The sequence below is a fragment of the Mesorhizobium sp. M1322 genome, assembly GCF_040318085.1.
GTDB lineage: Bacteria > Pseudomonadota > Alphaproteobacteria > Rhizobiales > Rhizobiaceae > Mesorhizobium.
Genome location: NZ_JAMYLP010000011.1, coordinates 60,422 through 83,053, shown reverse-complemented (window position 1 = coordinate 83,053; position 22,632 = coordinate 60,422). Strand labels below are relative to the sequence as shown.

Sequence of the window (22,632 nt, the reverse complement as noted above, 5' to 3'; positions counted from 1 at the left end):
GCGTCCTCTCTCAGCTCCCCTACGCTGGTTGCAGTGCCCTGCGCGGCAGCCGTGGGAAGGCGATCGCCACCGCCACAGCGCCGAGCCCGACAAGGGCCGAGCCGATGAACAACCAAGAATAGCTGGCATAGGCATCGAACACCATGCCGCCGGCGAGTGGGCCGAAGGCCATGCCGATGCTGGACAGCATGGTTACAGCACCAAACACCGTGCCGAGGATGCGCTGGCCGAAATATTCGCGTGCCAGCACCGCATAGAGCGGCATCACGCCGCCATAGGTGGCGCCGAAGATGATGGCGAGCGTGTAGAATTGACCAAGCTCACTGACGGCGAGATAGGCTGCGATGACCACGGACTGTATCGCCAGACCGGTAATCAGCACCGGCTTGACCCCCAGCCGGTCGGCAAGCACGCCGTATAAAAGCCTGCCGCCCAGCCCCGCCAGGCCCTCGACGCTGTAAATGCTGACCGCCGCCATCGGCGCAATGCCGCACAGCATCGCGTAGCTCACCATGTGGAAGATTGGCCCGGAATGCGCCGCGCAGCAGGCAAAGAAGGTCAGTGCCAGAACGATGAACTGCGGCGAGCGCAGCGCCTGTGGAACCGACATGCCGGTGTCGTCGGCGGCAAGATCAGCGGCGTCGTCAGCGGCAGGCTTGGGCGGCTGTCGCACCAGCAATGCGGCCGGCACCAGCAGCGCCCACGCCGCGACACCGATGACGAACATGGCGGTGCGCCAGTCATAGGCCGAGATCAGCCAACGCGCGAAGGGCGAGATGGTCATTGGTGCCACGCCCATGCCGGCCGAAACCAGCGAAACGGCAAGGCTGCGGTTCTTGTCGAACCAGGCCGTGGTCAGCGCGATCATCGGCGCGAAGAAGGCGCTTGCCGCGAGGCCGACGAGCACGCCATAGGTGATCTGGAAGACAAGCAGCGAGCCGGTTCGGCTGGCCAGCACCAGCGCCAGCCCGAGCAGCACCGCGCCTGTCATCACCACGATACGAGCGCCGTAGCGATCGTAAATGGCGCCCCAGGCGAAGCCGCCGAGGCCCATCACCAGGAAGTTCAGCGTCATCGCACTCGATATGCCGGCGCGCGACCAATTTGTGTCGAGCGCCATCGGTTCGAGGAAAATCGCCAGCGAGAACATCGCCCCGAGGGCGACACAGGTCATCAGGGCGCCAGCCGCGACGATGACCCAACGATAGGAAAGGTTCATATTTTTCTCCCGAGATCGTTTGGACACGGCGCGACTTCTTTCGAGCTTCGTCACGCCGCTTGCGTCCGAAGGACGATGGCGCCATTTCGAATCCTACAATCCGGTTGCATTTTTTATCCAGTCGGCGCGCGCCATAGCTGCAGCTTCGGCGGGTCGACAGGCCCGGCTTAATGCATGGGGAAATCTTCTCTGTCCCAGTCGAAGAGACCTCGCCGTATGAACACCTCTAGGGCCTTCTCGGCGGCGATCCTGAGCCGCTCCCACGGTTCTGTGCCTATCAACTCCTCAAGCGATGGCAGTCGCTGCGGGGTGTCGTCGGACGCGCTGTTCCAGACATCTCGAAACGCACGAAGCGCCTCTTGCTCGTCCTTGGAAAAGACCGGTTCGACATAGTGGTCGAGGATGCGATCGGACGCGTAGTCCTCCCACTGATTGAAAGCCTCGTGCGGTACATGAACCAGGGGGACGGTGGCCTGGTATTCACGCTGCTTCTGATATGAGGACACCCACGAGAAATAGCCGATGAGATGATTGCGGTATCGCTGGTTCAGGAGGATCGCGGAGATAGGCTCTTCGGTATCTTCCACGGCGTCGCTCATCGGCAGGTCCACTTCGAAACGAGACAGCACTGCCATATTGTCATGAAGCGACGACGGCATCCACTCTGGCGGAGCCGTGTCCGAGGTCCCAGGTTGCGCGGCTACGCCGTAAAAATGCTCTGCGGAATTGACGAGGCGCTTTTCGACGATAGGTTTCCGATCACTAATCGGGAGATAATAGCCATGGAACTTCATCGCGGCCGTCTCATCGACCACGTCCAGCTGGTGGTCAGGGATCTCAAGGCAAGCCGGCGTTTCTACGAGGCGGTTTTCACGGTGCTCGATGTTTCCATCGGCGGCAGCGCCGAGGATTATTTCTGGGCCGACGAGCTGTTCGTCTCCAGCATCGACAGCCGCGCGGCCAACGGACAACTGACCGGGCGCCACCACCTTGCCTTCCAGGCAAAGGACCGCGCGATGGTCGACGCCTTCTACAAGGCCGGCCTCGACGCCGGCGGTGCGGACAATGGCGCACCGGGCGAGCGGCCCTACCATCCCGGCTACTATGCCGCCTTCCTGCTTGATCCCGACGGCAACAACATCGAGGCCGTCTTTCACGGGCCGGCCAACCGCAGCGCCGCTTCGGTGAAGATTACGTTTTGATGACCGGGTGACGGATCGACGGCGGAGGTCGTCTCGTCAGCGCCGCCATCTGGCTCGCCAGGAAGTCGACGAACAGCCGGGCGCGGACCGGTAGCTGTCGCCCATACGCATGGACGATGTGCACCGGCATGGTCGGCATCGCCACCTCGGGCAGAATGCGGACCAGGCGGCCGACGTCGAGATCGTCCTGCACCGCAAACTGCATCAGATGCGCGATGCCGGCTCCGGCAAGCGCCGCTTGCCGGATGGCGCCGCCGCCATCGGTATCGAGCCGCCCGTTCGGCACAATTGTCGTGCCGTCGGCGAAGGTGACCGGATAAGGCCGGCCGGCCATCTGGTGGCGGACGAAGTCGTGGCTCTGCAACGCCTCGATCGTGGCCGGCCGGCCGCGCCGTTCGACATAGGCCGGCGAGGCCACCAGCACGATCGGCAGATTGGCGATCTTACGCGCGACGAGCCCGGTGTCCGACAGCGTCCCCATGCGCACCGCAACGTCGTAGCCTTCGCGGATCAGGTCGGCGTGGCGGTCGGTGACGCTAAGCTCCAGTTTCACCTCGCCATGCTGAGCCAGGAACGCTTGCGCCCATGAGGCGATCAGGCCGCGCCCGAGTTCGACGGAGGCCGTGACGCGCAGCAGGCCGCGCGCCGTATCGGCCATCTGGACGACGTCTTCGGCATCATCCAGCGCTCTCAGCAAGGGCGCCACTCGCTCATAATAGGCGACGCCTTCGCTGGTCAGTCCGAGCCGGCGCGTCGAGCGCTGGATCAGCCGCACACCCAGCCGCCGTTCGAGCCGCGCAACGCTTTTCGACACCGCGGACGGGCTGGAGCCGACCAACCGGCTGGCGGCGTGAAACGAGCCGGCGTCGACTGTACGCACGAAGGCGACGAGACCGGCGGTCTTTTCGAGGATGGTGGTCATTCAAGAATTCCAGGCACGAAATAACCGATCGAGGTGATCCTAATACGCTATCCGATCACCATTAAATACCGCTCATCATCGACAAAGGAGAGATTTGATGAGCAAGCTGAACGGCAAGGTCGCCATCGTCACCGGCGCCTCCAAGGGTATCGGCGCCGGCATCGCCAAGGGTCTTGCGGGGGCCGGTGCCGCCGTGGTCGTCAACTACGCCTCATCGCAGGAAGGTGCGGACCGCGTCGTTGCCGAGATCAAGGACAGAGGCGGCCGGGCCGTTGCCGTCCACGGTGATGTGTCGCAAGCGGCCGACGTGCGCGGCCTGTTCGAGGCCGCCAAATCCTCGTTCGGCACGCTCGACATCCTGGTCAACAATGCCGGCGTGTTCGCATTCGAGCCGCTGGAAGCAGTGACCGAGGCCGAGTTTCACCGCGAATTCGACACCAATGTGCTGGGCACCATCCTGACTATCCGGGAAGCGGTGAACCATTTCGGCGCCGGAGGCGGCAGTGTTATCAACATCAGCTCTGTCGCCAGCCTTAACCCGCAGCCGAACTCGCTGGTCTACGCCGCCACAAAGGCGGCGGTGGATTCAATCACACTGTCCATGTCGCGGGAGCTCGGCGCCCGCAACATCCGCGTCAACGCCATTGCCCCAGGTGGCGTCGACACCGAAGGCCTGCAGCGGATTGGCATCGTCGGAAGCCAGTTCGAAAAGCAGATCATCGCCGTGACCCCGCTCGGGCGTTTCGGCCAGCCCGATGACATCGCCCGCATCGCGGTATTCCTCGCCTCTGACGACGCGTCCTGGCTCACCGGCGAACATATCACCGCCTCGGGCGGTTGGCGGTAGGCATAGAGCGACGGTGGCCCTGAGATTCCCTCATCCGGCCGCTCCACGCTCCACTCGGAAAGGGGCTATCGCCGCCCTCAGGCCGGCTCGCGCTTCAGCGCCTGCGCCATGCAGTGGATGCCGCCGCCGGTCTTCGATATCTCGCTCATATCGACGGCCGCCACTTCGAAGCCGCGCGCCTTGAGCTGACCGATCAGCGTCTGGCTGGAAGTCGGCGCGATCACCCTGTCCTTGCCCAGCGACATGAAGTTGCAGCCCAGCGCCATCGTGTCCTGGAACGGCACGTCGATGATCTCGTGTCCCTTGCCCTTCAGCCAGTCGACGATGCCCGGCTCCGTGCAGGCGAGGCAGACGGCGGTCAGTTTTTCGGCGATCGGCACTACCATCAGGTCGATATGGACATAATATTCGTCGATGAAGGCGATGCGGGTCTCCCATCCCTCCTTGTCGAACCAGGCCTGGACCTGGCGGGCGCCCTCCTCCTGGGTGCGGGCGCCGCCGCAGCCGATCAGCACCACACCGTCCTCGATGACGTTGAAGTCGCCGCCCTCGAAGGTGCCTGCGGTGACCATGTCGTAGATCGGGATGCCGAGCTTCTCATAGGTGCGGATCGCCGCATAGTTCTCGCCGCGCCGCCACCATTGGGACATCGCGGTGATAATGGCGCCATACGGCGTCATGACGCTGGAATCGCGCGAGTAGACCTGCATCGGCAGTTCCGGCGTCGGCTCGTGCCAGTGGATGTTGACGCCGAAATGCTCGTAGGCGGCGACCAGGTCCTTGTGCTGCGCCTGCGCCATTTGGACGTTGCACGGCGCCTCGCGCAGATGCTTTCGCGACAGCGAGCTGGTCGAGAGGTGGCGCAGGAAATTCGGCGAGCCGAGCAGCACGTCGGTCAGCACGTCGGTCTCGTTGGCGAAGCCCCTGGCGGTCAGCGGCTTGGTGCCGCCGGCCGGATTGCGGCGCTGCAGCGAAAACGGTTCTGCTACGATGCGGTCATGAACGGTCATGGGGTTCTCCTGGCTTGGGTGATCACGCGGCTTGCGGGTTGCTTGGTATCCACCAGTCCCGTCCGCGCGGGGTGGTGACATATTCCGGCCAGCGGAAATGGATCGGCGGGTCATAGTCGCAGAGCGGCGCCAGCCAATTGCTGCCGCCAATGCCGCCGCCGGTGCGGGCGATGAATTCGTCCATCGCCGCGTCGCGGGCCGCCTTGTCTTCCAGCAGGCGAAGTGCTGCCAGCGCGATCGTCTTCGACGCGCAGGTGACCATCGGATCGATGGTGGCGGAAATGCCGCCCAGCGCGTTCATCGCCCAGGACGGATAGGCGTGGCCACTCTGCGAACGCAGCGCCGGGCGGGCGACGTAGAACCGTGCCGTCGGCGTGTGCCACGACATGTCGGTGTAATCGTCGGAGGTCGAATTCAGCTGCGATGGCGGCAAGTCGCGGCGCAGGATCGCTTCTGCATGCTGCGGCGCAATCAGCTGCTCCAGCTCGGCGATGAACGGCTCGTCGGTCGCCGTCCCGCTGGCATTGACCTGGATTTCGCGGGCGATCGCCTTGGCCGTCTCGTCCCAGCGCGGTGGCCCGACGGTCGCCAGCGCCTCGAAGGCAATGCCTGACATGACGTGATTGGCAAGCCCCGGCCGCGACTTCGACACCCAGTGCCGCTCATGGCGGCAGCCGCTCATCTTAGCGGCGGCTTCCGCATTGCGGTCGAGCACGGCGGTCACCTGCTCAGCCATCGCCAAGGTCGGCACGCGGATCATGTATTGGATCTCGGCCAGCCCCGCCGGCAGATTGTCGGCGGTCGCCTGTCCTGCCGTCAGGATCGCCTCGCTGATCGACCAGCCGCCCTGATGCGGCAGCATGGAATCGCGCAGCGCCTTGGAGGCCATGTACATCATCATGAGCGCGTCGTTGGCGCCGGGCGCCCTGACCGCCGAATGCGCCTGCGGGATCGGCGAGCCATCGCTTGCGCGAACCCAATTTTCGGGTTCGTCGCACACGAAGCGGTAGATCATCGCACAGGCCGCGCCGCAATGCGTGTCCCAGCGCGCCGTGTTGCAGAGCGGCAGCATGTAGAAAGGATGGAAGGAGATCATGCCGGCGAGGCCATCATAGTAGCCCTTTGCCGCATGGATCGGCTTCGATCCTCGCACTTTTTCAGCCGGCTCGCCGGTGAAACGAAGCGTGCCCGATATGCCGTGGCGCTGCATCGCCGCCTTGGTCGCCAAAAGCCCGCCGAGGCTGGCAATGCCGAGCCCGGAATGCGGATCGGTGTGGCCGCCGGCCTCAGCGCCTAGACCCGGACGCGGTCGCTTGACGGTCGCCGCATCCTGGCAATTGCCGGGCACCGCGTCATACTCGGCATACATGCCGACGGTCGGCCCAGCACCATTGGTCCAGTGGGCGCAGAAGGCGGTGGGCATGCCGCCGGAGCCTTCCTCGACGGAAAAGCCTTCGTGCTTCAACTGCTCGACATACCAGGCGGCCGACTGGTATTCGCGCCAAGCGGTCTCGCCGAAATCGAAGATCGTCCGCGTCCACGCCGACAGCGACGGCTGGATGTCGTCTAGATAGCCAAGCGCGCTTGCTTGCACCGAGGTCGCCGGTTTCTCCATGGCGAGAAAGAAAGCAGTGAAGCGCCCCGCCAAAAAGTGATATGTTTTCCCGGCTCATGCAAATTCGGTTCACCTCTTGAGAATTCCATCGACGCAGGCGCTGCGCGCCCTCGACAGTTTTGCCCGCCACGGCAGCGTCTGGCGCGCCGCCGACGAACTGCATCTGACCCGCAGCGCGGTCAGCCATCAGCTTCGCCTGCTCGAACGCGATCTCGGCTTCGATCTGCTCGAGCGCATCGGCAAGGGCGTGGCGTTGACGCCGCGCGGCCAGCGCTATGCCAGTGACGTGCGCAAGGCGCTGACGGTGCTGGGCGACGCGGTGACGCGCCATGCCGGCACCGGCATCGGCGGCTCGTTCAGCGTCAGTTGCACCCCGGGTTTCGCCTCGCTGTTCCTGTGTACTCACATTGGCGAATTCCGGCAGATGTACCCCGATGTTGCGCTGCGTATCCTGACGCCGCGACGGCTGGACGATGTCAGCAATGCCGAGGCCGACGCCTTCATCGCCTTCGGCGTCGGCAACTGGCCGAACCGCGCCGTCGAACTTCTGTGCGAAATCTCGTTCACGCCGCTGTGCAGCCCGACGCTGCTCAACAAGATCGGCGGCTTTTCCAAGCCCGCCGACCTGCTGCGTGCCAATCTCCTGCATCTCGGCGACACCGAGGACTGGGCGCGCTGGCTGGCGCTGTCCAAGGTCGAGAATCCCGACATCGAGGGCGGCATTTTCTTTTCCGACATGAACCTTGTTTTTTCAGCGGCGATCGCCGGCCAGGGCATCGCCATGGGCGACGAGTTGACCAGCCGCCGGGCGCTGAGCGAAGGCCGGCTGGTGCGCCCCTTCGACATCGCAATCAGTTCGCCGCGGTCGTACTTCCTCGTCTCAGAGCATGCCAAGGCGAGCCACCCGGTGCTGGAGGCGTTCGTGAGGTGGCTGAGGTCGAAGCTTTCGGAGAACAGGGTTGGGCCGTATTGAGCGAGGCGCCGAAACCGCCAATTTCCCCCCTCGTGGGGGAGATGCCCGGCAGGGCAGAGGGGGGCGCGAAGGAACGCTAACGTTTGCAGCAACTCTGAAACCAGCGATGGGCAGCTCCAAATAGTTGATAGGCTGGCGGGACAGCGCCCCCCTCTGTCCTACCGGACATCTCCCCCGCACGGGGGGAGATTGGCAGCTCGAGCGTCCCGCTCGCCTCTCCCACGTCGACAACAGATGAATCAAATTTGCCGGTCAGGCGAAAACTATTCGGTTGCGGTGAGCCGCCGCCCTGCCTACGATTTCAATCAGCATTGAGGACAAAGGCAGGATGCAGCAACCCGGCCGGGCCGCAGAGATCAAGGCAATCGGGATCGGCAAGAGCTTCGGCTCATTCCGTGCACTGGACGATCTGACGCTCGATATCGGCCGCGGCGAGTTCCTGACCCTGCTCGGGCCGTCGGGTTCGGGCAAGACCACCTTCCTGATGATCCTTGCCGGTTTCGTGCAGCCGACCGACGGTCGCCTTTACAGCGACGGCGTCGATATCACCGAGCGGCCGGCCGAGCAGCGCGCCGCAGGCATGGTTTTCCAGGGTTATGCGCTGTTCCCGCATATGTCAGTGGAGGCCAACATCGCCTTCCCGCTCAAGGTGCGCAAGAAATCGTCGGACGAGATCAAACGCCGGGTCGGCGAGATGATCGAGCGCGTCGGGCTGAAGGGCCACGAGAAGAAACTGCCGTCGCAATTGTCCGGCGGCCAGCAGCAGCGCGTTGCGCTGGCGCGTGCCTTGGTGTTCGAGCCGGGCGTGCTTTTGCTCGACGAGCCGTTCTCGGCGCTCGACAAGGGCCTGCGCGGCCAGATGCAGGCCGAGATGAAGCGGCTGCACCAGGAGACCGGCACCACCTTCGTCTTTGTCACCCATGACCAGAGCGAGGCGCTGGCGCTATCGTCGCGCGTTGCTATCTTCAACCACGGCAAATTGCTGCAGGTCGGCGCGCCTGACGAGGTTTACGACCGGCCGGCCAACCGCTTCGTCGCCGAGTTCCTCGGCGAGATCAACATGCTGCCGCTGAAGGGCGTGCGCAACGCCGACAACGGCGCCATCGGCCTGTGCGAAGACCGCACCATCACGCTGCGCGGCAATGCAAGCGCTGTCGGCAGCAACGCCATCCTGGCGATCCGGCCCGAATACATGTCGATCTCTCCCGAAGCGGCAGCCGGCGAGAACGGCATCGCCGCGACTGCGGTCGCTTCGACCTATCTCGGTGCCGCGACGCGGCTCGATCTCACCACGCGCCAAGGCGCCAAGGTGACGGTCTCGGTCCCGAACGAGGTCGCCGCCTCGGCACTCAGCAAGGGCAATTCCGTGTGGCTGACATGGCCGGCGGAAAAGGGTTTCCTCCTTCCGGATGGAGGACAATGACGATCGGCCTGGCGAAGCTGAAATTCGCCACGCCGACTTTCGGGAAAATATCAACGACAAAAAAGGGGAACTGACATGACAAATGAAACCAAGAAACATTCCATCGAGACGCTGTCCGCCAGGGCGGCGCGCGGCGAAATCTCGCGTCGGCAGTTCACGCAGCTGGCCGCACTCGTGCTGGCCGGCACGCCGATGCTGCTGCGCTCGACCGACGCCTTCGCGCAAGCCAAGCAACTGGTGCTGGTCAACTGGGGCGGCGACGCGATTACCGCCTATGATGCCGCCTATGGCCAGGCCTTCACCAAGGAGACCGGCATCACCGTCAAGATGGACGGCTCCGGCCCGACCGAGGGCGCAATCGCCGCGCAGTTCAAGAGCGGCGCTCCGACCTGGGACCTGGTCGACGTCGATCCGTTCTCGGCCATCACACTGGGCAGCCAAGGCATGCTCGAGCCGATCGACTATTCGATCGTCGACAAGAAGAAGATGCGCGAGGGCTTCGGCTGGGAGCACGCCGCCTCGACCTATTTCTTCTCCTATGTCATCGCCTATGATTCCGAGAAATTCGGCAGCCAGGCGCCGACCGGCATGGCCGATTTCTTCGACGTGGCGAAATTCCCCGGCAAGCGCTCGCTCTACAAATGGGGCGTGTCGAGCTGGGAAGCGGCACTGCTTGCCGACGGCATCGCGCCGGCATCGCTCTACCCGCTCGACCTCAAGCGCGCGCATGACAAGATCGCCGCCTTCAAGGAGAATGTCGTCGCCTATTGGGGCGGCGGCGCCGAAAGCCAGAGCGTGCTGCTCGACGGCGAAGCCTCGATGGCGATCGTCTGGTCGACCCGCGCCTCGCTGATCGAGCAGGATTCCGGCGGCAAGATCAAGTTCATCTGGGACCAGGGCCTGATCTCGCCCGGCGCGCTCGCCGTGCTCAAGGGCAACCCCGGCGGCAAGGACGCGGCGATGAAGTTCATCGCCAGCGCCCAGGATCCGCAAAAGCAGCTGATCATGTTTGACAAGCTCGGCCAGGGCCCGGCCAATCCGGCGGCCGACGCGCTGATCCCCGCCGACAAGAAGCGCATCAACCCGGTCGACCCCGAAAACATGAAGAAGCAGATCGCACTCGACATGGAGTGGTACGCCAAGAACTACGGGGCCGCGCTCGACGAGTACACGAAGATCATCTCCGCCTGATAGGCCTGGGGAAACCGGGCCGAGATGAAAGCATATCTCTCCGACAGGATGGGCGCGGCGCTGTTGATGGCGCCGCTGCTCCTATTCCTTGTCGCTGCCTACGCCTGGCCATTCCTGGGCGTCGTCAACTGGAGCTTCACCCTGCCCGAGCCGGGGCTCGGCCAGTATGGCACGCTACTAAGCGACCCGCTGGTTCAGTCGGTGTTCGTCCGCACGCTGCGCATCGCCGCAATCGTCACGATCGTTTCGGTTGCCGCCGCCTACGCGATCACCGTGGTGTGGGTGCGCGGCACGCCGGCGCAGCGCGTGGTCGCCGAGTTCTGCATACTGGTGCCATTCTGGATCTCGGTGCTGACGCGCGCCTTCGGCTGGGTGGCGCTGCTTTCCAATCGCGGCCTGTTCAACACCTGGCTGCAGGCGATCGGCTTCATCTCAGAACCGCTGACGCTGGTGCGCAACGAATTCGGCGTTATCGTCGGCATGACGCACTTCCTCATTCCCTTCGCCGTGTTTCCGCTGGCGTCTTCCATGCGCAGCCTCGACGACCGCGTGCTGCTGGCGGCGCGCGGGCTCGGCTCCAGCCGCATGCGCACCTTCTGGTCGGTGTTCGTGCCGATGACCCGCTCCGGCATCATCGGCTCGGCGCTGATCGTCTTCGTCTTTTCGCTCGGCTTCTTCGTGACGCCGGCGATCCTCGGCGGCGGCCGCAGCGTAATGATCGCCGAGCTGATCTATCTCCGCATCTTCCAGAGCCCGGACTGGGGGCTGGGGGCGGCGATCAGTGTCGTGCTGGTGCTGTTCGTCGGCGCGCTGATGGCGCTGCTGTTCCGCTATGTCAGACCGAAGCAGCTGATCTGATGCCGACTTACCGCCCCGGCCCCGTCTCGCTGATCCTCGCCGCCCTGGTTGCGCTGTTCCTGCTGTTGCCGCTGCTTGCCGTGATTCCGGTGTCGCTGACGCCGACCCGGATGCTGGCAATGCCGTCAGGCGAGTTGTCGCTGCGCCATTACCGGGCGCTGATCGAGGATCCGCGCTGGATCAACTCGATCCTGCTCTCGATCAGGATCGGCGTAGTGAGCAGCGCCTTTTCCACCGTGCTGGCGCTGTGCTTCAGCCTCGGTGTGTGGATGTTCCAGCCGCGCTTTACCGCTGCACTCGTCGGCTTCGTGCTGCTGCCGATGGTGGTGCCGCCTGTGGTCTCGGCGATCACGCTCTACTTCCTGCTGACCTCGATCTCCGGCGTCAGCTCGTTCTTCGGCTATGACACCTGGCTCGGTGTCGCCATGGCGCATGCGGTAATGACGGTGCCCTTCGCCACGGTGCTGATCCTGGTCTCGCTCAGCCAACTCGACCGGCGCATCGACCTTGCCGCACGCGGCCTCGGCGCCACGGTGTGGGAGCGCGCCACCCGCATCATCATGCCCAACATCAAGTTCGGCATCATCACCGCAGCCCTGCTGTCCTTCGTGCTGTCCTGGGAAGAGATCGGCGTCACCCTGTTCATCACCTCGGTCAACGCCATCACGCTGCCCAGGCTGATGTGGATGGGCCTGCGCGACAACATCGACCCGGCGATTGCGGCACTCTCGGTGATCCTGATCATCATTACGGTTCTGGTGCTTGCCGTGCGCAGCGCTGTGGTCAGGCTGCGCGGGGCGCGTTGACGGAGCGAAGCGGAGCGCAGATTCTGCTCGATGCGTTGGCGGGACAGCGCCCCCCTCTGGCCTGCCGGCCATCTCCCCCACTTGGGGGGAGATCGGCAGCTTCAGCGACGGCTCCCTTCCTCGGCGTTGGTGATTGGCGAAAGCGGAGATGACGGCCAATCTCCCGACAAGTGGGGGAGATGTCCGGCAGGACAGAGGGGGGGCGCGAAGGATTGCAACCCTTTGACTTGATCTGTTTTCAAGGTTCGGGCGACGGTCTTCTACCCCATGGCGTTCCGGATGGTCTTGGACAGACGGCTAAGGAATGCCGGTCTCGACGATGCGTCAAGCTTCCACGACAGAACCGCCGTCGCCATTTTCCGCGGCAACACCCCGACCGACAGGAACCAGGCGGCAAGGACGGCGCGCCGGCGCAGGGACGCGGTCATTTCGAGGCTGGCTACGGCGCCGGCCGCCCCAAGCGCCAGCCGGGAATCGTCGGCCACGGGGTGCAGTCGTCTATCCGCGCACAACGACGCCAGCCGCTCTTCCAGGTGGACGGGAGAGGGGCGGACAGCTTCCGACGGCACGATGGTGAGGCCGATCCCGGAGGCCTGGTCCGACAGCGCCTGCATGCGGCGGAAATCATGTCTCACCCGCCAGCGTGCCCGCTCGGCGAGCTTTTCACCGAAGACCGAATGATTGGCGCCATGGATCCGGTAGGCCCCGACGCATTCCTCGATGGACTGGACGCGCCCATACATGGGCGCCAGCGTTGCAAGATAGCCGTCGGCGCCCTGACGGAACTCCGCCTCCGGAATCGGCATGATCGATTCGAGGGTTGTGCGGTCAAAGGCCAGCCCGCTGGTCACGGTTGTCTGGTAGCGGCCCCTGTGCAGGAGTTTCGGCATGACGTCGCCGCTGTCGAAGGGCAGTTCGGGGGGCGGAAAGACATCCTTGATGCGTTGCCGCTCGTCGACGATATGCAGCCTGGACTGCACTTGCGCCGTTGCCGCATCCCAGGTGTCGACGATCGTGGAAACAGCGGTCGGATAGAGGTAGTCGTCGGCGTCGAGAAAGAGAACGATCTTGCCCGAGCTTGCCGCAAAGCCGGTGTTGAACGCGGCGGCATGCCCGCCATTTTGCGCTCGCGGGCATGAGAGGATCCTGTCCCCATATGATTTCATGACTGTCGTGGAATTGTCCTGCGATGCGTCGTCGACGACGATGACTTCGACATCCGCGTAATCCTGCTCGAGGGCGCTGTCGATGCTGCGTTTGAGGAAACGCGCGTAATTGTAGTTCGAGATGATGATGGATACCGGAATCCTCGGTACAGACTGCATCGCGTTTGACCTCGCATCTTGCTTGGTTTCGGCAAAAGCCCGCTTACGGGCCTGCCCCCTCTTCAAGTGCCCCGACGAGTTCCTGAGAGGAAAGCCTGCGCCTTCCGTCAGGAGACGGGTCACGTCTCTTGCGACTTCGTACCGGGGCCGCCATTGCCTTCGAGGCTGCCGCCTTGGTCAAGGTTGTGGTTGGCGGCAGCAAAAGCTCCGACGGTTTCGGCCGGTCGCAACCGAGCCCGACGGAAATGTCTCGCCTTTCGGTCGCGATCAGGTCGGGATCGAAGTGGACGAGCGCCTTGAAGGCATGGCGGATACTGGCCTTCAAATACGGCTGGAACAAGCCCCCGCGCCAAGAACAAGGCTCACAAGCCTGTTACATCTGAGGCAGCGCGCAGCGGCGTGGCCTGTGGATAATCGCAGATGTTGGAGATTGGCGGCGGCTAGCCCGAAGCCGGCGGCAAGCCGGCTCCGGGCTATGACCATGCAGCCTGAACGCTCAGGCTGCCTGCAGCCCGGGCAGCGCCAGGTCGACCTCCTCGGGCAAGTCGCCGGCCATCGCGGCGGCAAACTTGGTCTGGTCGAGTTCCCCTTCCCAGCGCGCCACGACCACGGTCGCCACCGCGTTGCCGACGAAGTTGGTCAGCGCCCGGCATTCCGACATGAAGCGGTCGACGCCGAGGATCAGCGCCATGCCGGCGACTGGCACGGTGGGAACCACCGAGAGCGTCGCGGCCAGCGTGATGAAGCCGGCGCCGGTGATGCCGGCAGCGCCCTTGGAACTCAGCATGGCGACGGCGAGCAGCAGGATCTGGTCGCCGAAGCTAAGCGGCGTATCGGTCGCCTGCGCGATGAACAGCGCGGCCAGCGTCATGTAGATGTTGGTGCCGTCGAGGTTGAACGAGTAGCCGGTCGGGACGACCAGGCCGACCACCGAGCGGTTGCAGCCGGCGCGCTCCATCTTGGCCATCAGGCCCGGCAGTGCCGCTTCCGAGGACGAGGTGCCGAGCACCAGCAGCAGCTCTTCCTTGATGTAGCGGATCAGCGCCAGGATCGAGAAGCCGTTGTAGCGAGCGACCGCGCCGAGCACCACCAGCACGAACAGCAGCGCGGTGAGATAGAACGTGCCGATCAGCATGGCGAGGTTGGCGATCGAGCCGATGCCGTATTTGCCGATGGTGAAGGCCATGGCGCCGAAGGCGCCGATGGGTGCCGCCTTCATCAGGAGGGCGACGAGGCGGAAGATCGGCGTGGTCAGCGCCTGCAGGAAATCGACGACCGGACGGCCGCGATCGCCGACCATGGCCAAGGCTACGCCGAACAGGACCGAAAAGAACAGAACCTGCAGTATGTCGCCCTTTGCGAAAGCGCCGGTGATCGTATCGGGAATGATGTTCATCAGGAAGCCGACGATGCTGGTATCGTGCGCCTTTTCAGCGTAGGCCGTCACCTTTGTGGCGTCGAGGGTGGCCGGATTGATGTGCATGCCGGCGCCGGGCTGGACGACATTGGAGACGACGAGACCGACGACAAGCGCCAGCGTCGAGAACACCAGGAAGTAGATCATCGCCTTGCCGGCGACGCGGCCCACCTTCTGCAGGTCGGAAACGCCGGCGATGCCGGTCGCCACCGTCAGGAAGATCACCGGCGCGATCACCATCTTCACCAGCTTGATGAAGGCGTCGCCGAACGGCTTCATCGCCTCACCGGTTTCGGGATAGAAGTGGCCGAGAAGCACGCCGGCGGCGATCGCCGCCAGCACCTGCACATATAGATGCCGGTAGAAGGGAAGTTTGGCGCGCGGCTCGGCGGCAGCGAATGCTGTCTGCATGACGTCCTCCATTGTGCTCCGATCGAAAGCTCGACCTCCCGGAGCAATTGCATTGACCCCCAGCAGCCTCGCGACCGCTGAATTCGTGTTTGCAACTGCCGTGCCAGACTGCGTGGAAGAGAATTTCCCTTTCATTTTACTGAGTATTTTCGAACTCGTGGTTTCGTTTTCGCGCATAGAAAGTGCGGATATTCGCATAGCCGAATTGTGCTTTGTGCGAAATCATGCACAAATGGGTGATGCTGCAACGCCCCGCCGCTGCCTTGCCGTCGACGCCCGAGCAACTCGGCAGGCGGGCGCGCCGTGCCTGGCTGCTGTTTGCGGCCATCGCCCTCGCGATCGCCACGGCCGCACTTTACGGCGCCGGCCTCTATGGCCGCACCACGGAGCTTGGGACACTGGCGGCGCAAGGCCGCACCGACGCGCATCTGAAGGTCGCATTGCTGCGCGCTGTGCTGGAAAGCCCACGCGCCCTGCCCCTGCTGCTGTCCGAAGACCAGCAGGTGCGCGATGCGCTGGCGCAGAAAAGTGCTGCCGCAATCGATGTGCTGAACCGCAAGCTCGACGGGCTGGTCTCCGGCACCAAGGCTTCTGTGCTCTATGTCATCGGCCCCGACGGGCTGGCGATCGCCTCCAGCAACTGGCGCGACCCGATCAGCTTCGTCGGCAACGACTACCGGTTCCGCGATTATTTCTCCGCGGCGATGCAATCGGGAACCGCCGAATATTTCGCGCTCGGCAATGTCAGCAAACGCCCCGGCCTCTATATCTCGCGACGCGTCGGCGATGCTGCCGCACCGCTCGGCGTCGTCGTCGTCAAGGCTGAGTTCGACCAGCTCGAAGCCGACTGGCACGAGGTGAACCGCCCGGCCTATGTCAGCGACGAGCATGGCGTCGTCCTGATCACCAGCGTGCCGTCCTGGCGCTTCATGACGACGGCGCGGCTGACCGGGCCTGATCTTGCCGCCATTCAGAACAGCCAGCAGTTCGGCGACGCACCGCTGATGCCGTTGCCGATCACACGCCCGCAGGCTCTCAGCCCGGACGTGTCGATCGTCCACGCGGTGACGCCCGGCGGCAGCGACGCGGAATATCTCAGGCTTTCCACGCCGGTTCCTTCGACCCCCTGGCGGCTCGACTATCTCGTCCCGGCAGAAGTGCCGATCGCCGCCGCGGTCCGTGAAATGCGGCTCCTTGCGCTCGGCGTCATCGTTCCGTTGCTCGGCCTTGCTGCGTATCTGTTGTGGCGTCGGCAGTCGGCGCAGATGCGGATCGCCGCCGAACAGGCGGCGCGCACCGAGCTTGAACGCCGTGTCGTCGAACGGACCGAGGATCTGAGCCGCGCCCGCGACCGGCTGCAGGCCGAGATATCAGGCCACCGCAGTACAGAGGCCAAGCTGCAGGTGGTGCAGCAGGACCTGGTCCAGGCCAACCGCCTAGCCATCCTCGGCCAGGTTGCCGCCGGCGTCGCCCATGAGATCAACCAGCCGGTCGCCACCATACGCGCCTATGCCGACAACGCCCGCCTCTTCCTCGACCGCAAGCAGACTGCGCCTGCCGAGGAAAACCTCGGCGCCATCGCAGCACTTACCGAACGCATAGGCACCATCACCGAGGAATTGAAGGCCTTTGCCCGCAAGGGCCGCACTGCCGCCGAGCCTGTCGAATTGCGCGGCATCATCGAGGGCGCAGTGGTGCTCTTGAGAAGCCGCTTCGCCGGCCGGCTCGACGCGCTGGCCATCGACCTGCCGCCACCGAGCCTCAAGGTCATGGGCAACCGGGTCCGGCTCGAACAGGTGCTGATCAACCTCTTCCAGAACGCGCTTGAAGCGCTGGAAGGCCGCGACGACGCTCATGTGCGGGTTTCGGTCGAGGAGACGGCGGACGGCGTGACGGTCGGCGTGTCCGACAACGGACCCGGCATTCCGCCAGGGATTCTCAGATCGCTGTTCACGCCGTTCAACACATCCAAGGAAAAAGGCCTCGGCCTTGGTCTCGTCATCTCGAAGGATATCCTCGCCGATTATGGCGGGCGCATCGAGGTTTCGAGCGACGACAGCGGCACCCGCTTCACCATCCATCTCTTGAAAGCAGTGTAATGGCCAAGGCAGCATGATGAACGACGACGCAGCGCCGGTCATCCTGATCGATGACGACAGCGATCTTCTCAGAGCCACCGCGCAGACGCTCGAGCTTGCCGGTTTTTCGGTCTCCGCTTTTTCGGTGGCGGCCGAGGCCCTGGCCAGGCTCGACGCCGGTTTCGCCGGCGTGGTGGTATCGGATATCCGGATGCCTGAGATCGACGGCTTGCAGCTTTTCGACCGCGTCCTGCGGCTGGATGCGGACATTCCGGTCATCCTGGTCACCGGGCATGGCGACATTGCCATGGCGGTCAAGGCGATCAAGGACGGCGCCTACGACTTCATCACAAAGCCCTTCGCCGCCGACCGGCTGGTGCAGAGCGTGCGCCGCGCCGCGGAAAAGCGCCGCCTGGTGATGGAAAACCGCGCCTTGCGAGAGGCGGCCGGAGAGGCGCAGGACGGCCTGCCGCTGATCGGCCAGACGCCGGCAATGGAAAGGCTGCGCCGGACGCTGCGGCAGATCGCCGACACCGATGTCGACGTACTGGTGACCGGCGAAACCGGTTCCGGCAAGGAAGTGGTGGCGAGCCTCTTGCATCGCTGGAGCCGCCGCGCCAGGGGTAATTTCGTTGCGCTGAATTGCGGCACGCTGCCGGAGACAGTCATCGAGAGCGAATTGTTCGGCCACGAGGCCGGCGCCTTCACCGGCGCGCAGAAGAAGCGGATCGGCCGCATCGAGCACGCCAGCGGCGGCACGCTGTTCCTCGACGAGATCGAAAGCATGCCGGTCTCGACACAGGTGCAAATGCTGCGCGTGCTGGAGATGCGCGAGGTCACGCCGCTCGGCACCAACGAAATGCGGCCGGTCGACCTGCGCGTGGTTGCGGCCGCCAAGGTCGATCTCGGCGATCCGCGCCAGCGCGGCACGTTCCGCGAGGACCTCTACTACCGGCTCAACGTGGTGACGATCTCCATCCCGCCGCTGCGCGAGCGCCGCGACGACGTCGCCCTGCTGTTCTTCTATTTCGCCGAGCGCGCCGCCGCCCGCTTCCGGCGCCCGGTGCCGGCGGTGCCGGCCGCGGTGCACCGCCATCTCAGGGAGCATGACTGGCCGGGCAATGTGCGCGAACTCGCGCATTTCGCCGAGCGGCTTGTGCTTGGATTGGAGGAAGACGCTGGAACACCAGCCCCCGCCCCAGCCCAGCCGGATGCAGCCATGAAGCTTCCGGAGCGGCTGGAGCGCTACGAGGCCGACATCATCCGCGAGACGCTTGGCCGCAACGAGGGCGATGTCAGGCGCACGATCGAAGCGCTGGGGATTCCGCGCAAGACCTTCTACGACAAACTCCAGCGCCACGGCATCGTGCGCAGCGAGTTTTCCAGATAAAGGTCGCCCAGCGCGGCGGCTTCGATTGCCTCAGGCCTTCTTGCGGTAAGCCTCGAGTTCCGGATCGAGGTCGACGCTCACCGCATTGGTGAACACGGTCGTCGCCACCATGATGCCGGCGAACGCGACCAGATTGACGAGCAGCGGCTCATGGTAGCGGGCTTTCAGTTCGGCCCAGATCTCATCGGGAATGGCGTTGGCGTCAGTCGCGATGGCCTTGCCGAAGGCAATCAGCAGCGCTTCATCGGCCGTCGGCTCGATGCTCTCCGGATCGAGCCCCATATCGATCAGCGCGCGGCGAAAGAAGGTCACCGGCACCTCGGCCCGGCACGCCGCGGAAATCGTCAGCGAAAACAGCCAGATGGCGCGGTCGTTGAGATCAGGCCGCAGCAGGTCGCGCAAGGTGAACCACTCGGCGTAGATACGATGGGCAACCGGCGAATGCAGCAGGATGCGCTTCATGTTCGTCATCCGGCCGCGCAAGCGCAGTTCCTCGTCGTGCGCAGCGCGGATTTCAGGCGAGGCGATGTCATAGTCGATCGGGGAAATACGTGCCATGGGCGGCCTCGGAGGATACGTGAAATTGGCCAATGAGGGTGCGATCAGCCGGCGAGCGTGGTGACAAGCTCGGGCGTTTTACGCAGCGTGTTGCTGACAGTGCAGATCGTTTCGGCGTCCTCGACGATCCGCCTTTTCGTGGCCTCGTCGAGATCGCCCGATATGTCGAGTGTGATCATGAACTGGCCGATGCGGGAAACGTCGCCCGCCGCCTTCTCGCCGCTCACATCGGCGCGGACCTCGCCGAGGCTGGCAACGACACCCATGCGCGTGGCAGCGATGCGCGCGCTCAGCACCATGCAGGCGGCCACGGAGGCATAGAGAAGGTCGAGCGGATTGAATCCCGGCGCGCTGGCACCGGTCACGACGTCGACCATGCCGCCGGTCGGCGTGGTGACGACCGGCAAGCTGCCCGGCGACAGCACGGCAACCGCGCCGGTGGTTCGGGTCCTGACCTTGAGCTCACTCATTCGCAAATATCCTTCCGGCCGGCCGGGCATGGCGTTGCCCATGCGTGCTCGAGGCCGGATACCGCAGCATCCGCCAACGATCGTCAAGGTAGCCGGTTCAGCAGTGCTGCTTGAGCTCCCCACTATGCGTCAAACACCCATGTCTTGCGTACCAAAAAGATCGCGCCGGACCCGATTCCGGTCTTCGGGGTCATGCGCTAGACTGGTTGCAACCGCAACCGGGCCGCCACCTCCATGATTGTCCAGACCTGCATCAATGGCGCGCGCAGCGCCGACTTCCACCCGCAACTGCCGCTTGACGCGGACGCCATGGCACGCGACGGCGCCTCTTGCGTGGCCGCAGGTGCGGCCGAGCTGCATGTCCATGCGCGCGGGCTCGATGGCCGCGAAAGCCTCGCGCCCGAGGCGATGGACCGGACCATGCTGGCGCTGCGCCGCGCCTGCCCGGGAACGCTGATCGGCGTGTCGACCGGCGCCTGGATCGAGAACGATGACGAGCAGACGCTTGCCGCGATCACCGGCTGGAGCGAGCTGCCCGACTATGCCTCGGTCAATCTCAGCGAGGATGCCGCGCCCGAGGTCATGCAAAGCCTGCGGCAGCGCGGCATCGGCATCGAGGCCGGGCTCGCCTCCACCACTGATGCCGAGCGCCTGGTCCGCCTCGACCGTGGCAGCCAGGTGCTGCGCATCCTGATCGAGATCTCGGAGCAGGAACTGGACGTAGGGCTGGGAGTCAGCGACGGCATCGTGGCGGTGCTCGACCGTGCCGGGATGCGTCGCGCCATCTTGCTGCACGGCGCCGACGCCACTGTGTGGCCGTTCGTGCACAGGGCGGCGGAGCGGCGCTGGTCGACGCGTGTCGGGCTGGAAGACGGCAAGCAGCTTCCGGACGGCACTACGGCATCAGGCAATGCCGCACTGACGGCTGCTGCCGTCGCGATCTTCCAGGCCGGTCGCTGATTCATCGCACAGGTTTCCTGACCATGATCGTTTCGGGATCCTGCGTCAGGCCACGTCCCGCAAACACGGCGTCGCCGACTTGGCACGGTCCTCGTGAAGCGCGAAACCCGCGGCGCCCGGGTCGCCCAGTTCGGAGCGGAGTTGCATGCTCGGGATGTGATAGTCCCCGCCATTCTGCTGCCGATAGGGAATGGGCCGGATTGTCTCGAGCGTCCGCATCCTTTCGCGCAAGCGCTCCGCGACAGGCTCGAAATCGGCCTCCCCGAAACGATCCACTCTGTAGACCACGAACGGCGGAAGCACGTCGTAGCCCGGATAATAGAGAATCCCGTGATTGATCGGGAACAACAGGTCGTCGATCGGGCCGTTGACACCTCGGGCGGAGTAATGCTCCTCCCAGCCGCCAGTGGTCACGATCAGCATCGCGCGCTTGCCGGCGAGCGTTCCTTCGCCAAAGCGGTCACCCCATCGCTTCTCGCTGTGCTCGCCGACGCCATAGGCAAAGCCGTAGGCATACACCCGGTCGACCCAGCCCTTGAGGATCGCCGGCATGGCGTACCACCACAGCGGGAACTGGAGGATCAGCGTGTCGGCCCACAGCAGCTTGTCGATCTCCGTTTTGACGTCATCGGTCAAAGTGTTGGTCGCAAAAGCTTTTTTGGAGGCCCCAGCCGGCAGGAAGCGTGCTTCGGGCGGCCACGACGGAAAATCGGCACGGTCCACCTCGGATTTCCAGCCATCGGCATAGAGGTCCGATATCAGCACCTCGTGGCCCTGGGCCTCGAGTTCCCTGATGGCGACGTCACGCAGTGCGCCGTTGAGCGAACGCGGTTCAGGATGAGCAAAAACAAGCAGGACTTTCATGGGTCAACTCCGAAGAAGGACAATGAACGCTAAAGGTAGCCAGCGCCGGGTTGATCCACTATATCTAGACAATGCATAAGATTAAGCCGAATAATGGATAAATCTGATGTGACCCTCGAGCGCATGCGCACCTTCGTCCGCGTCGCCGAGCGCGGCAGCCTGTCGGCGGTGGCGCGCGAACTCGGAGTTGGGCAGTCGACGGTCACACGGCATCTGCGCGAGCTTGAGGAGGCCATCGGCGTGCCGTTGCTCAGCAGGACCACCCGGCGTGTGACGATGACCGATGAAGGCAGCCGTTACTATGCCGACAGCGTCCAGATCCTGCGCCTCGTCGAGCAGGCCGGCGATGAGGCGCGAGGCACGCGCGGCGCGTCGGCCGGCACGATCCGGATATCCTGCACGGCGGCGCTCGGGGTCCTGCACGTCAGCCGGCTGATCTTCGCCTTCCAGGACCGCTATCCGGACATCGGGATCGATCTCAGCCTCACCGATGAGCGCATCGACCTGGTGCGGGAGGGCGTCGACATCGCGCTTCGCCTCGGTCCGCTCACCGACAGCTCGATGAAACTGCGGGCGCTCGGCCAGTCCCGGCGTCTGCTGGTGGCGGCGCCGGCCTATCTGGCGGCGCGGGGCAGACCGGCTGTCCCGCAGGATCTGCCTGGCCATGAAGGCATCCGGATGTCGAACATCGCCGGAAGCGACACGCTCGCCCTGCAGGGGCCGGACGGTGAATGCCATGCGGTGCCTTTTGGTGGCCGATTTCGGGTCGACCACGGGCTTGCTGCGCGCGAAGCGCTCGTCGCCGGGCGCGGCATCGCACCTGCCCATCACTGGCTTGTCGACGATCTCCTGGTGGCCGGCCGGCTGGAAGTGATCCTGCCAGACTACGCCCCGCCTCCGGTACCGCTGAGCATGCTGATCGTCCCGGAACGCGCGGGCATTGCTCGGGTCCGGCTGCTGGTCGACTTTCTCGCCGAGCGGATCGGCGGCACTCCAGGGATCGAGAAGCCGCGTTAGTCGACTTGCCCTCAGCCGGTCACGACACCGGCAAGGCCCTCCCCGCCTCCCGGGATATACCATTCGGCCTTGTTGA

At 64.5% G+C, this 22,632-nt stretch carries 21 protein-coding genes; 11 read left to right on the top strand and 10 right to left on the bottom strand.

The genetic code is table 11. The annotated features are described in order from the left end of the window. Positions 1-19 precede the first annotated feature (19 nt). Both NKH12_RS06890 and NKH12_RS06885 read right to left on the bottom strand, forming a co-directional pair. Positions 20-1,219 (bottom strand): MFS transporter, encoded by a 1,200-nt coding sequence (locus tag NKH12_RS06890; RefSeq protein ID WP_352952449.1) that lies wholly within the window; start codon positions 1,217-1,219, stop codon positions 20-22. A gap of 167 nt (positions 1,220-1,386) precedes the next feature. Then, positions 1,387-2,013 (bottom strand): hypothetical protein, encoded by a 627-nt coding sequence (locus tag NKH12_RS06885; RefSeq protein ID WP_352952467.1) that lies wholly within the window; start codon positions 2,011-2,013, stop codon positions 1,387-1,389. Between NKH12_RS06885 and NKH12_RS06880 the strand changes: the two genes are divergently transcribed. Continuing rightward, positions 1,993-2,421: a VOC family protein gene (locus tag NKH12_RS06880; RefSeq protein WP_352952466.1), complete on the top strand. Its 429-nt coding sequence runs from the start codon at positions 1,993-1,995 to the stop codon at positions 2,419-2,421. The genes NKH12_RS06885 and NKH12_RS06880 overlap by 21 nt on opposite strands. On the opposite strand, the gene NKH12_RS06875 is transcribed toward NKH12_RS06880, so the two are convergent. Next, complete coding sequence (locus NKH12_RS06875) at positions 2,411-3,343, bottom strand: LysR family transcriptional regulator (RefSeq protein WP_352952448.1); 933 nt, start codon at positions 3,341-3,343, stop codon at positions 2,411-2,413. The genes NKH12_RS06880 and NKH12_RS06875 overlap by 11 nt on opposite strands. Before the next feature lie 97 nt (positions 3,344-3,440). Between NKH12_RS06875 and NKH12_RS06870 the strand changes: the two genes are divergently transcribed. Continuing rightward, positions 3,441-4,190, top strand: a complete 750-nt coding sequence (locus tag NKH12_RS06870; protein WP_352952446.1) for an SDR family NAD(P)-dependent oxidoreductase — start codon at positions 3,441-3,443, stop codon at positions 4,188-4,190. Between the two features lie 77 nt (positions 4,191-4,267). On the opposite strand, the gene NKH12_RS06865 is transcribed toward NKH12_RS06870, so the two are convergent. Both NKH12_RS06865 and NKH12_RS06860 read right to left on the bottom strand, forming a co-directional pair. Then, complete coding sequence (locus NKH12_RS06865) at positions 4,268-5,200, bottom strand: dimethylarginine dimethylaminohydrolase family protein (protein WP_352952445.1); 933 nt, start codon at positions 5,198-5,200, stop codon at positions 4,268-4,270. A 22-nt stretch (positions 5,201-5,222) separates the two neighbouring features. Beyond that, positions 5,223-6,815: a zinc-binding metallopeptidase family protein gene (locus tag NKH12_RS06860; protein ID WP_352952465.1), complete on the bottom strand. Its 1,593-nt coding sequence runs from the start codon at positions 6,813-6,815 to the stop codon at positions 5,223-5,225. Between the two features lie 76 nt (positions 6,816-6,891). On the opposite strand from NKH12_RS06860, the gene NKH12_RS06855 reads away from it, so the two are divergent. The 5 genes from NKH12_RS06855 to NKH12_RS06835 all read left to right on the top strand — a co-directional run bounded on the left by NKH12_RS06855 (position 6,892) and on the right by NKH12_RS06835 (position 12,066). Further along, on the top strand, positions 6,892-7,788 hold the full coding sequence (locus NKH12_RS06855; protein ID WP_352952444.1) for a LysR substrate-binding domain-containing protein: 897 nt from the start codon (positions 6,892-6,894) through the stop codon (positions 7,786-7,788). A 328-nt stretch (positions 7,789-8,116) separates the two neighbouring features. Continuing rightward, on the top strand, positions 8,117-9,211 hold the full coding sequence (locus NKH12_RS06850) for an ABC transporter ATP-binding protein (protein ID WP_352952443.1): 1,095 nt from the start codon (positions 8,117-8,119) through the stop codon (positions 9,209-9,211). A gap of 75 nt (positions 9,212-9,286) precedes the next feature. Then, the gene (locus NKH12_RS06845) at positions 9,287-10,402 is read left to right on the top strand and encodes an ABC transporter substrate-binding protein (protein ID WP_352952442.1); all 1,116 of its coding nucleotides are present in this window, start codon (positions 9,287-9,289) and stop codon (positions 10,400-10,402) included. A 24-nt stretch (positions 10,403-10,426) separates the two neighbouring features. Continuing rightward, positions 10,427-11,260: an ABC transporter permease gene (locus NKH12_RS06840; protein ID WP_352952441.1), complete on the top strand. Its 834-nt coding sequence runs from the start codon at positions 10,427-10,429 to the stop codon at positions 11,258-11,260. Continuing rightward, on the top strand, positions 11,260-12,066 hold the full coding sequence (locus tag NKH12_RS06835; protein WP_352952440.1) for an ABC transporter permease: 807 nt from the start codon (positions 11,260-11,262) through the stop codon (positions 12,064-12,066). The genes NKH12_RS06840 and NKH12_RS06835 overlap by 1 nt, the downstream gene beginning before the upstream one ends. 260 nt (positions 12,067-12,326) lie before the next feature. On the opposite strand, the gene NKH12_RS06830 is transcribed toward NKH12_RS06835, so the two are convergent. Beyond that, positions 12,327-13,391, bottom strand: a complete 1,065-nt coding sequence (locus NKH12_RS06830) for a glycosyltransferase family 2 protein (protein WP_352952439.1) — start codon at positions 13,389-13,391, stop codon at positions 12,327-12,329. A gap of 496 nt (positions 13,392-13,887) precedes the next feature. After that, positions 13,888-15,219, bottom strand: a complete 1,332-nt coding sequence (locus NKH12_RS06825; protein WP_502910759.1) for a dicarboxylate/amino acid:cation symporter — start codon at positions 15,217-15,219, stop codon at positions 13,888-13,890. Between the two features lie 239 nt (positions 15,220-15,458). Between NKH12_RS06825 and NKH12_RS06820 the strand changes: the two genes are divergently transcribed. Together NKH12_RS06820 and NKH12_RS06815 are read left to right on the top strand one after the other, a co-directional pair. After that, the gene (locus tag NKH12_RS06820; protein WP_352952437.1) at positions 15,459-17,318 is read left to right on the top strand and encodes a sensor histidine kinase; all 1,860 of its coding nucleotides are present in this window, start codon (positions 15,459-15,461) and stop codon (positions 17,316-17,318) included. Positions 17,319-17,331: 13 nt separating this feature from the next. Then, a complete protein-coding gene (locus NKH12_RS06815) occupies positions 17,332-18,687 on the top strand; it encodes a sigma-54-dependent transcriptional regulator (RefSeq protein WP_502910758.1) in 1,356 nt (451 codons plus the stop codon). A 30-nt stretch (positions 18,688-18,717) separates the two neighbouring features. Here NKH12_RS06815 and NKH12_RS06810 read toward each other — a convergent pair whose 3' ends face one another. Together NKH12_RS06810 and NKH12_RS06805 are read right to left on the bottom strand one after the other, a co-directional pair. Beyond that, positions 18,718-19,245 carry a carboxymuconolactone decarboxylase family protein gene (locus NKH12_RS06810; protein WP_352952436.1) on the bottom strand — a complete coding sequence of 176 codons (528 nt, stop codon included), beginning with the start codon at positions 19,243-19,245 and terminating at the stop codon, positions 18,718-18,720. Positions 19,246-19,289: 44 nt separating this feature from the next. Further along, positions 19,290-19,715, bottom strand: a complete 426-nt coding sequence (locus NKH12_RS06805) for an OsmC family protein (protein WP_352952435.1) — start codon at positions 19,713-19,715, stop codon at positions 19,290-19,292. Between the two features lie 234 nt (positions 19,716-19,949). On the opposite strand from NKH12_RS06805, the gene NKH12_RS06800 reads away from it, so the two are divergent. Then, positions 19,950-20,675, top strand: coding sequence for a 3-keto-5-aminohexanoate cleavage protein (locus NKH12_RS06800; RefSeq protein WP_352952433.1), 726 nt, complete (start codon positions 19,950-19,952; stop codon positions 20,673-20,675). A 45-nt stretch (positions 20,676-20,720) separates the two neighbouring features. Here NKH12_RS06800 and NKH12_RS06795 read toward each other — a convergent pair whose 3' ends face one another. Further along, positions 20,721-21,539 carry an NAD(P)H-dependent oxidoreductase gene (locus NKH12_RS06795; protein ID WP_352952432.1) on the bottom strand — a complete coding sequence of 273 codons (819 nt, stop codon included), beginning with the start codon at positions 21,537-21,539 and terminating at the stop codon, positions 20,721-20,723. Between the two features lie 93 nt (positions 21,540-21,632). On the opposite strand from NKH12_RS06795, the gene NKH12_RS06790 reads away from it, so the two are divergent. Beyond that, positions 21,633-22,556 carry a LysR family transcriptional regulator gene (locus tag NKH12_RS06790; RefSeq protein WP_352952431.1) on the top strand — a complete coding sequence of 308 codons (924 nt, stop codon included), beginning with the start codon at positions 21,633-21,635 and terminating at the stop codon, positions 22,554-22,556. The last annotated feature ends 76 nt before the right edge of the window (positions 22,557-22,632 follow it).

Coding starts and splice junctions, on each gene's coding strand:
- NKH12_RS06865 (WP_352952445.1), bottom strand. CDS start 5,200: ATGACCGTTCATGACCGCATCGTAGCAGAACCGTTTTCGCTGCAGCGC.
- NKH12_RS06790 (WP_352952431.1), top strand. CDS start 21,633: ATGGATAAATCTGATGTGACCCTCGAGCGCATGCGCACCTTCGTCCGC.
- NKH12_RS06850 (WP_352952443.1), top strand. CDS start 8,117: ATGCAGCAACCCGGCCGGGCCGCAGAGATCAAGGCAATCGGGATCGGC.
- NKH12_RS06870 (WP_352952446.1), top strand. CDS start 3,441: ATGAGCAAGCTGAACGGCAAGGTCGCCATCGTCACCGGCGCCTCCAAG.
- NKH12_RS06815 (WP_502910758.1), top strand. CDS start 17,332: ATGATGAACGACGACGCAGCGCCGGTCATCCTGATCGATGACGACAGC.
- NKH12_RS06840 (WP_352952441.1), top strand. CDS start 10,427: ATGAAAGCATATCTCTCCGACAGGATGGGCGCGGCGCTGTTGATGGCG.
- NKH12_RS06860 (WP_352952465.1), bottom strand. CDS start 6,815: ATGGAGAAACCGGCGACCTCGGTGCAAGCAAGCGCGCTTGGCTATCTA.
- NKH12_RS06795 (WP_352952432.1), bottom strand. CDS start 21,539: ATGAAAGTCCTGCTTGTTTTTGCTCATCCTGAACCGCGTTCGCTCAAC.
- NKH12_RS06825 (WP_502910759.1), bottom strand. CDS start 15,219: ATGCAGACAGCATTCGCTGCCGCCGAGCCGCGCGCCAAACTTCCCTTC.
- NKH12_RS06820 (WP_352952437.1), top strand. CDS start 15,459: ATGCTGCAACGCCCCGCCGCTGCCTTGCCGTCGACGCCCGAGCAACTC.
- NKH12_RS06810 (WP_352952436.1), bottom strand. CDS start 19,245: ATGGCACGTATTTCCCCGATCGACTATGACATCGCCTCGCCTGAAATC.
- NKH12_RS06875 (WP_352952448.1), bottom strand. CDS start 3,343: ATGACCACCATCCTCGAAAAGACCGCCGGTCTCGTCGCCTTCGTGCGT.
- NKH12_RS06830 (WP_352952439.1), bottom strand. CDS start 13,391: ATGCAGTCTGTACCGAGGATTCCGGTATCCATCATCATCTCGAACTAC.
- NKH12_RS06845 (WP_352952442.1), top strand. CDS start 9,287: ATGACAAATGAAACCAAGAAACATTCCATCGAGACGCTGTCCGCCAGG.
- NKH12_RS06805 (WP_352952435.1), bottom strand. CDS start 19,715: ATGAGTGAGCTCAAGGTCAGGACCCGAACCACCGGCGCGGTTGCCGTG.
- NKH12_RS06835 (WP_352952440.1), top strand. CDS start 11,260: ATGCCGACTTACCGCCCCGGCCCCGTCTCGCTGATCCTCGCCGCCCTG.
- NKH12_RS06800 (WP_352952433.1), top strand. CDS start 19,950: ATGATTGTCCAGACCTGCATCAATGGCGCGCGCAGCGCCGACTTCCAC.
- NKH12_RS06885 (WP_352952467.1), bottom strand. CDS start 2,013: ATGAAGTTCCATGGCTATTATCTCCCGATTAGTGATCGGAAACCTATC.
- NKH12_RS06890 (WP_352952449.1), bottom strand. CDS start 1,219: ATGAACCTTTCCTATCGTTGGGTCATCGTCGCGGCTGGCGCCCTGATG.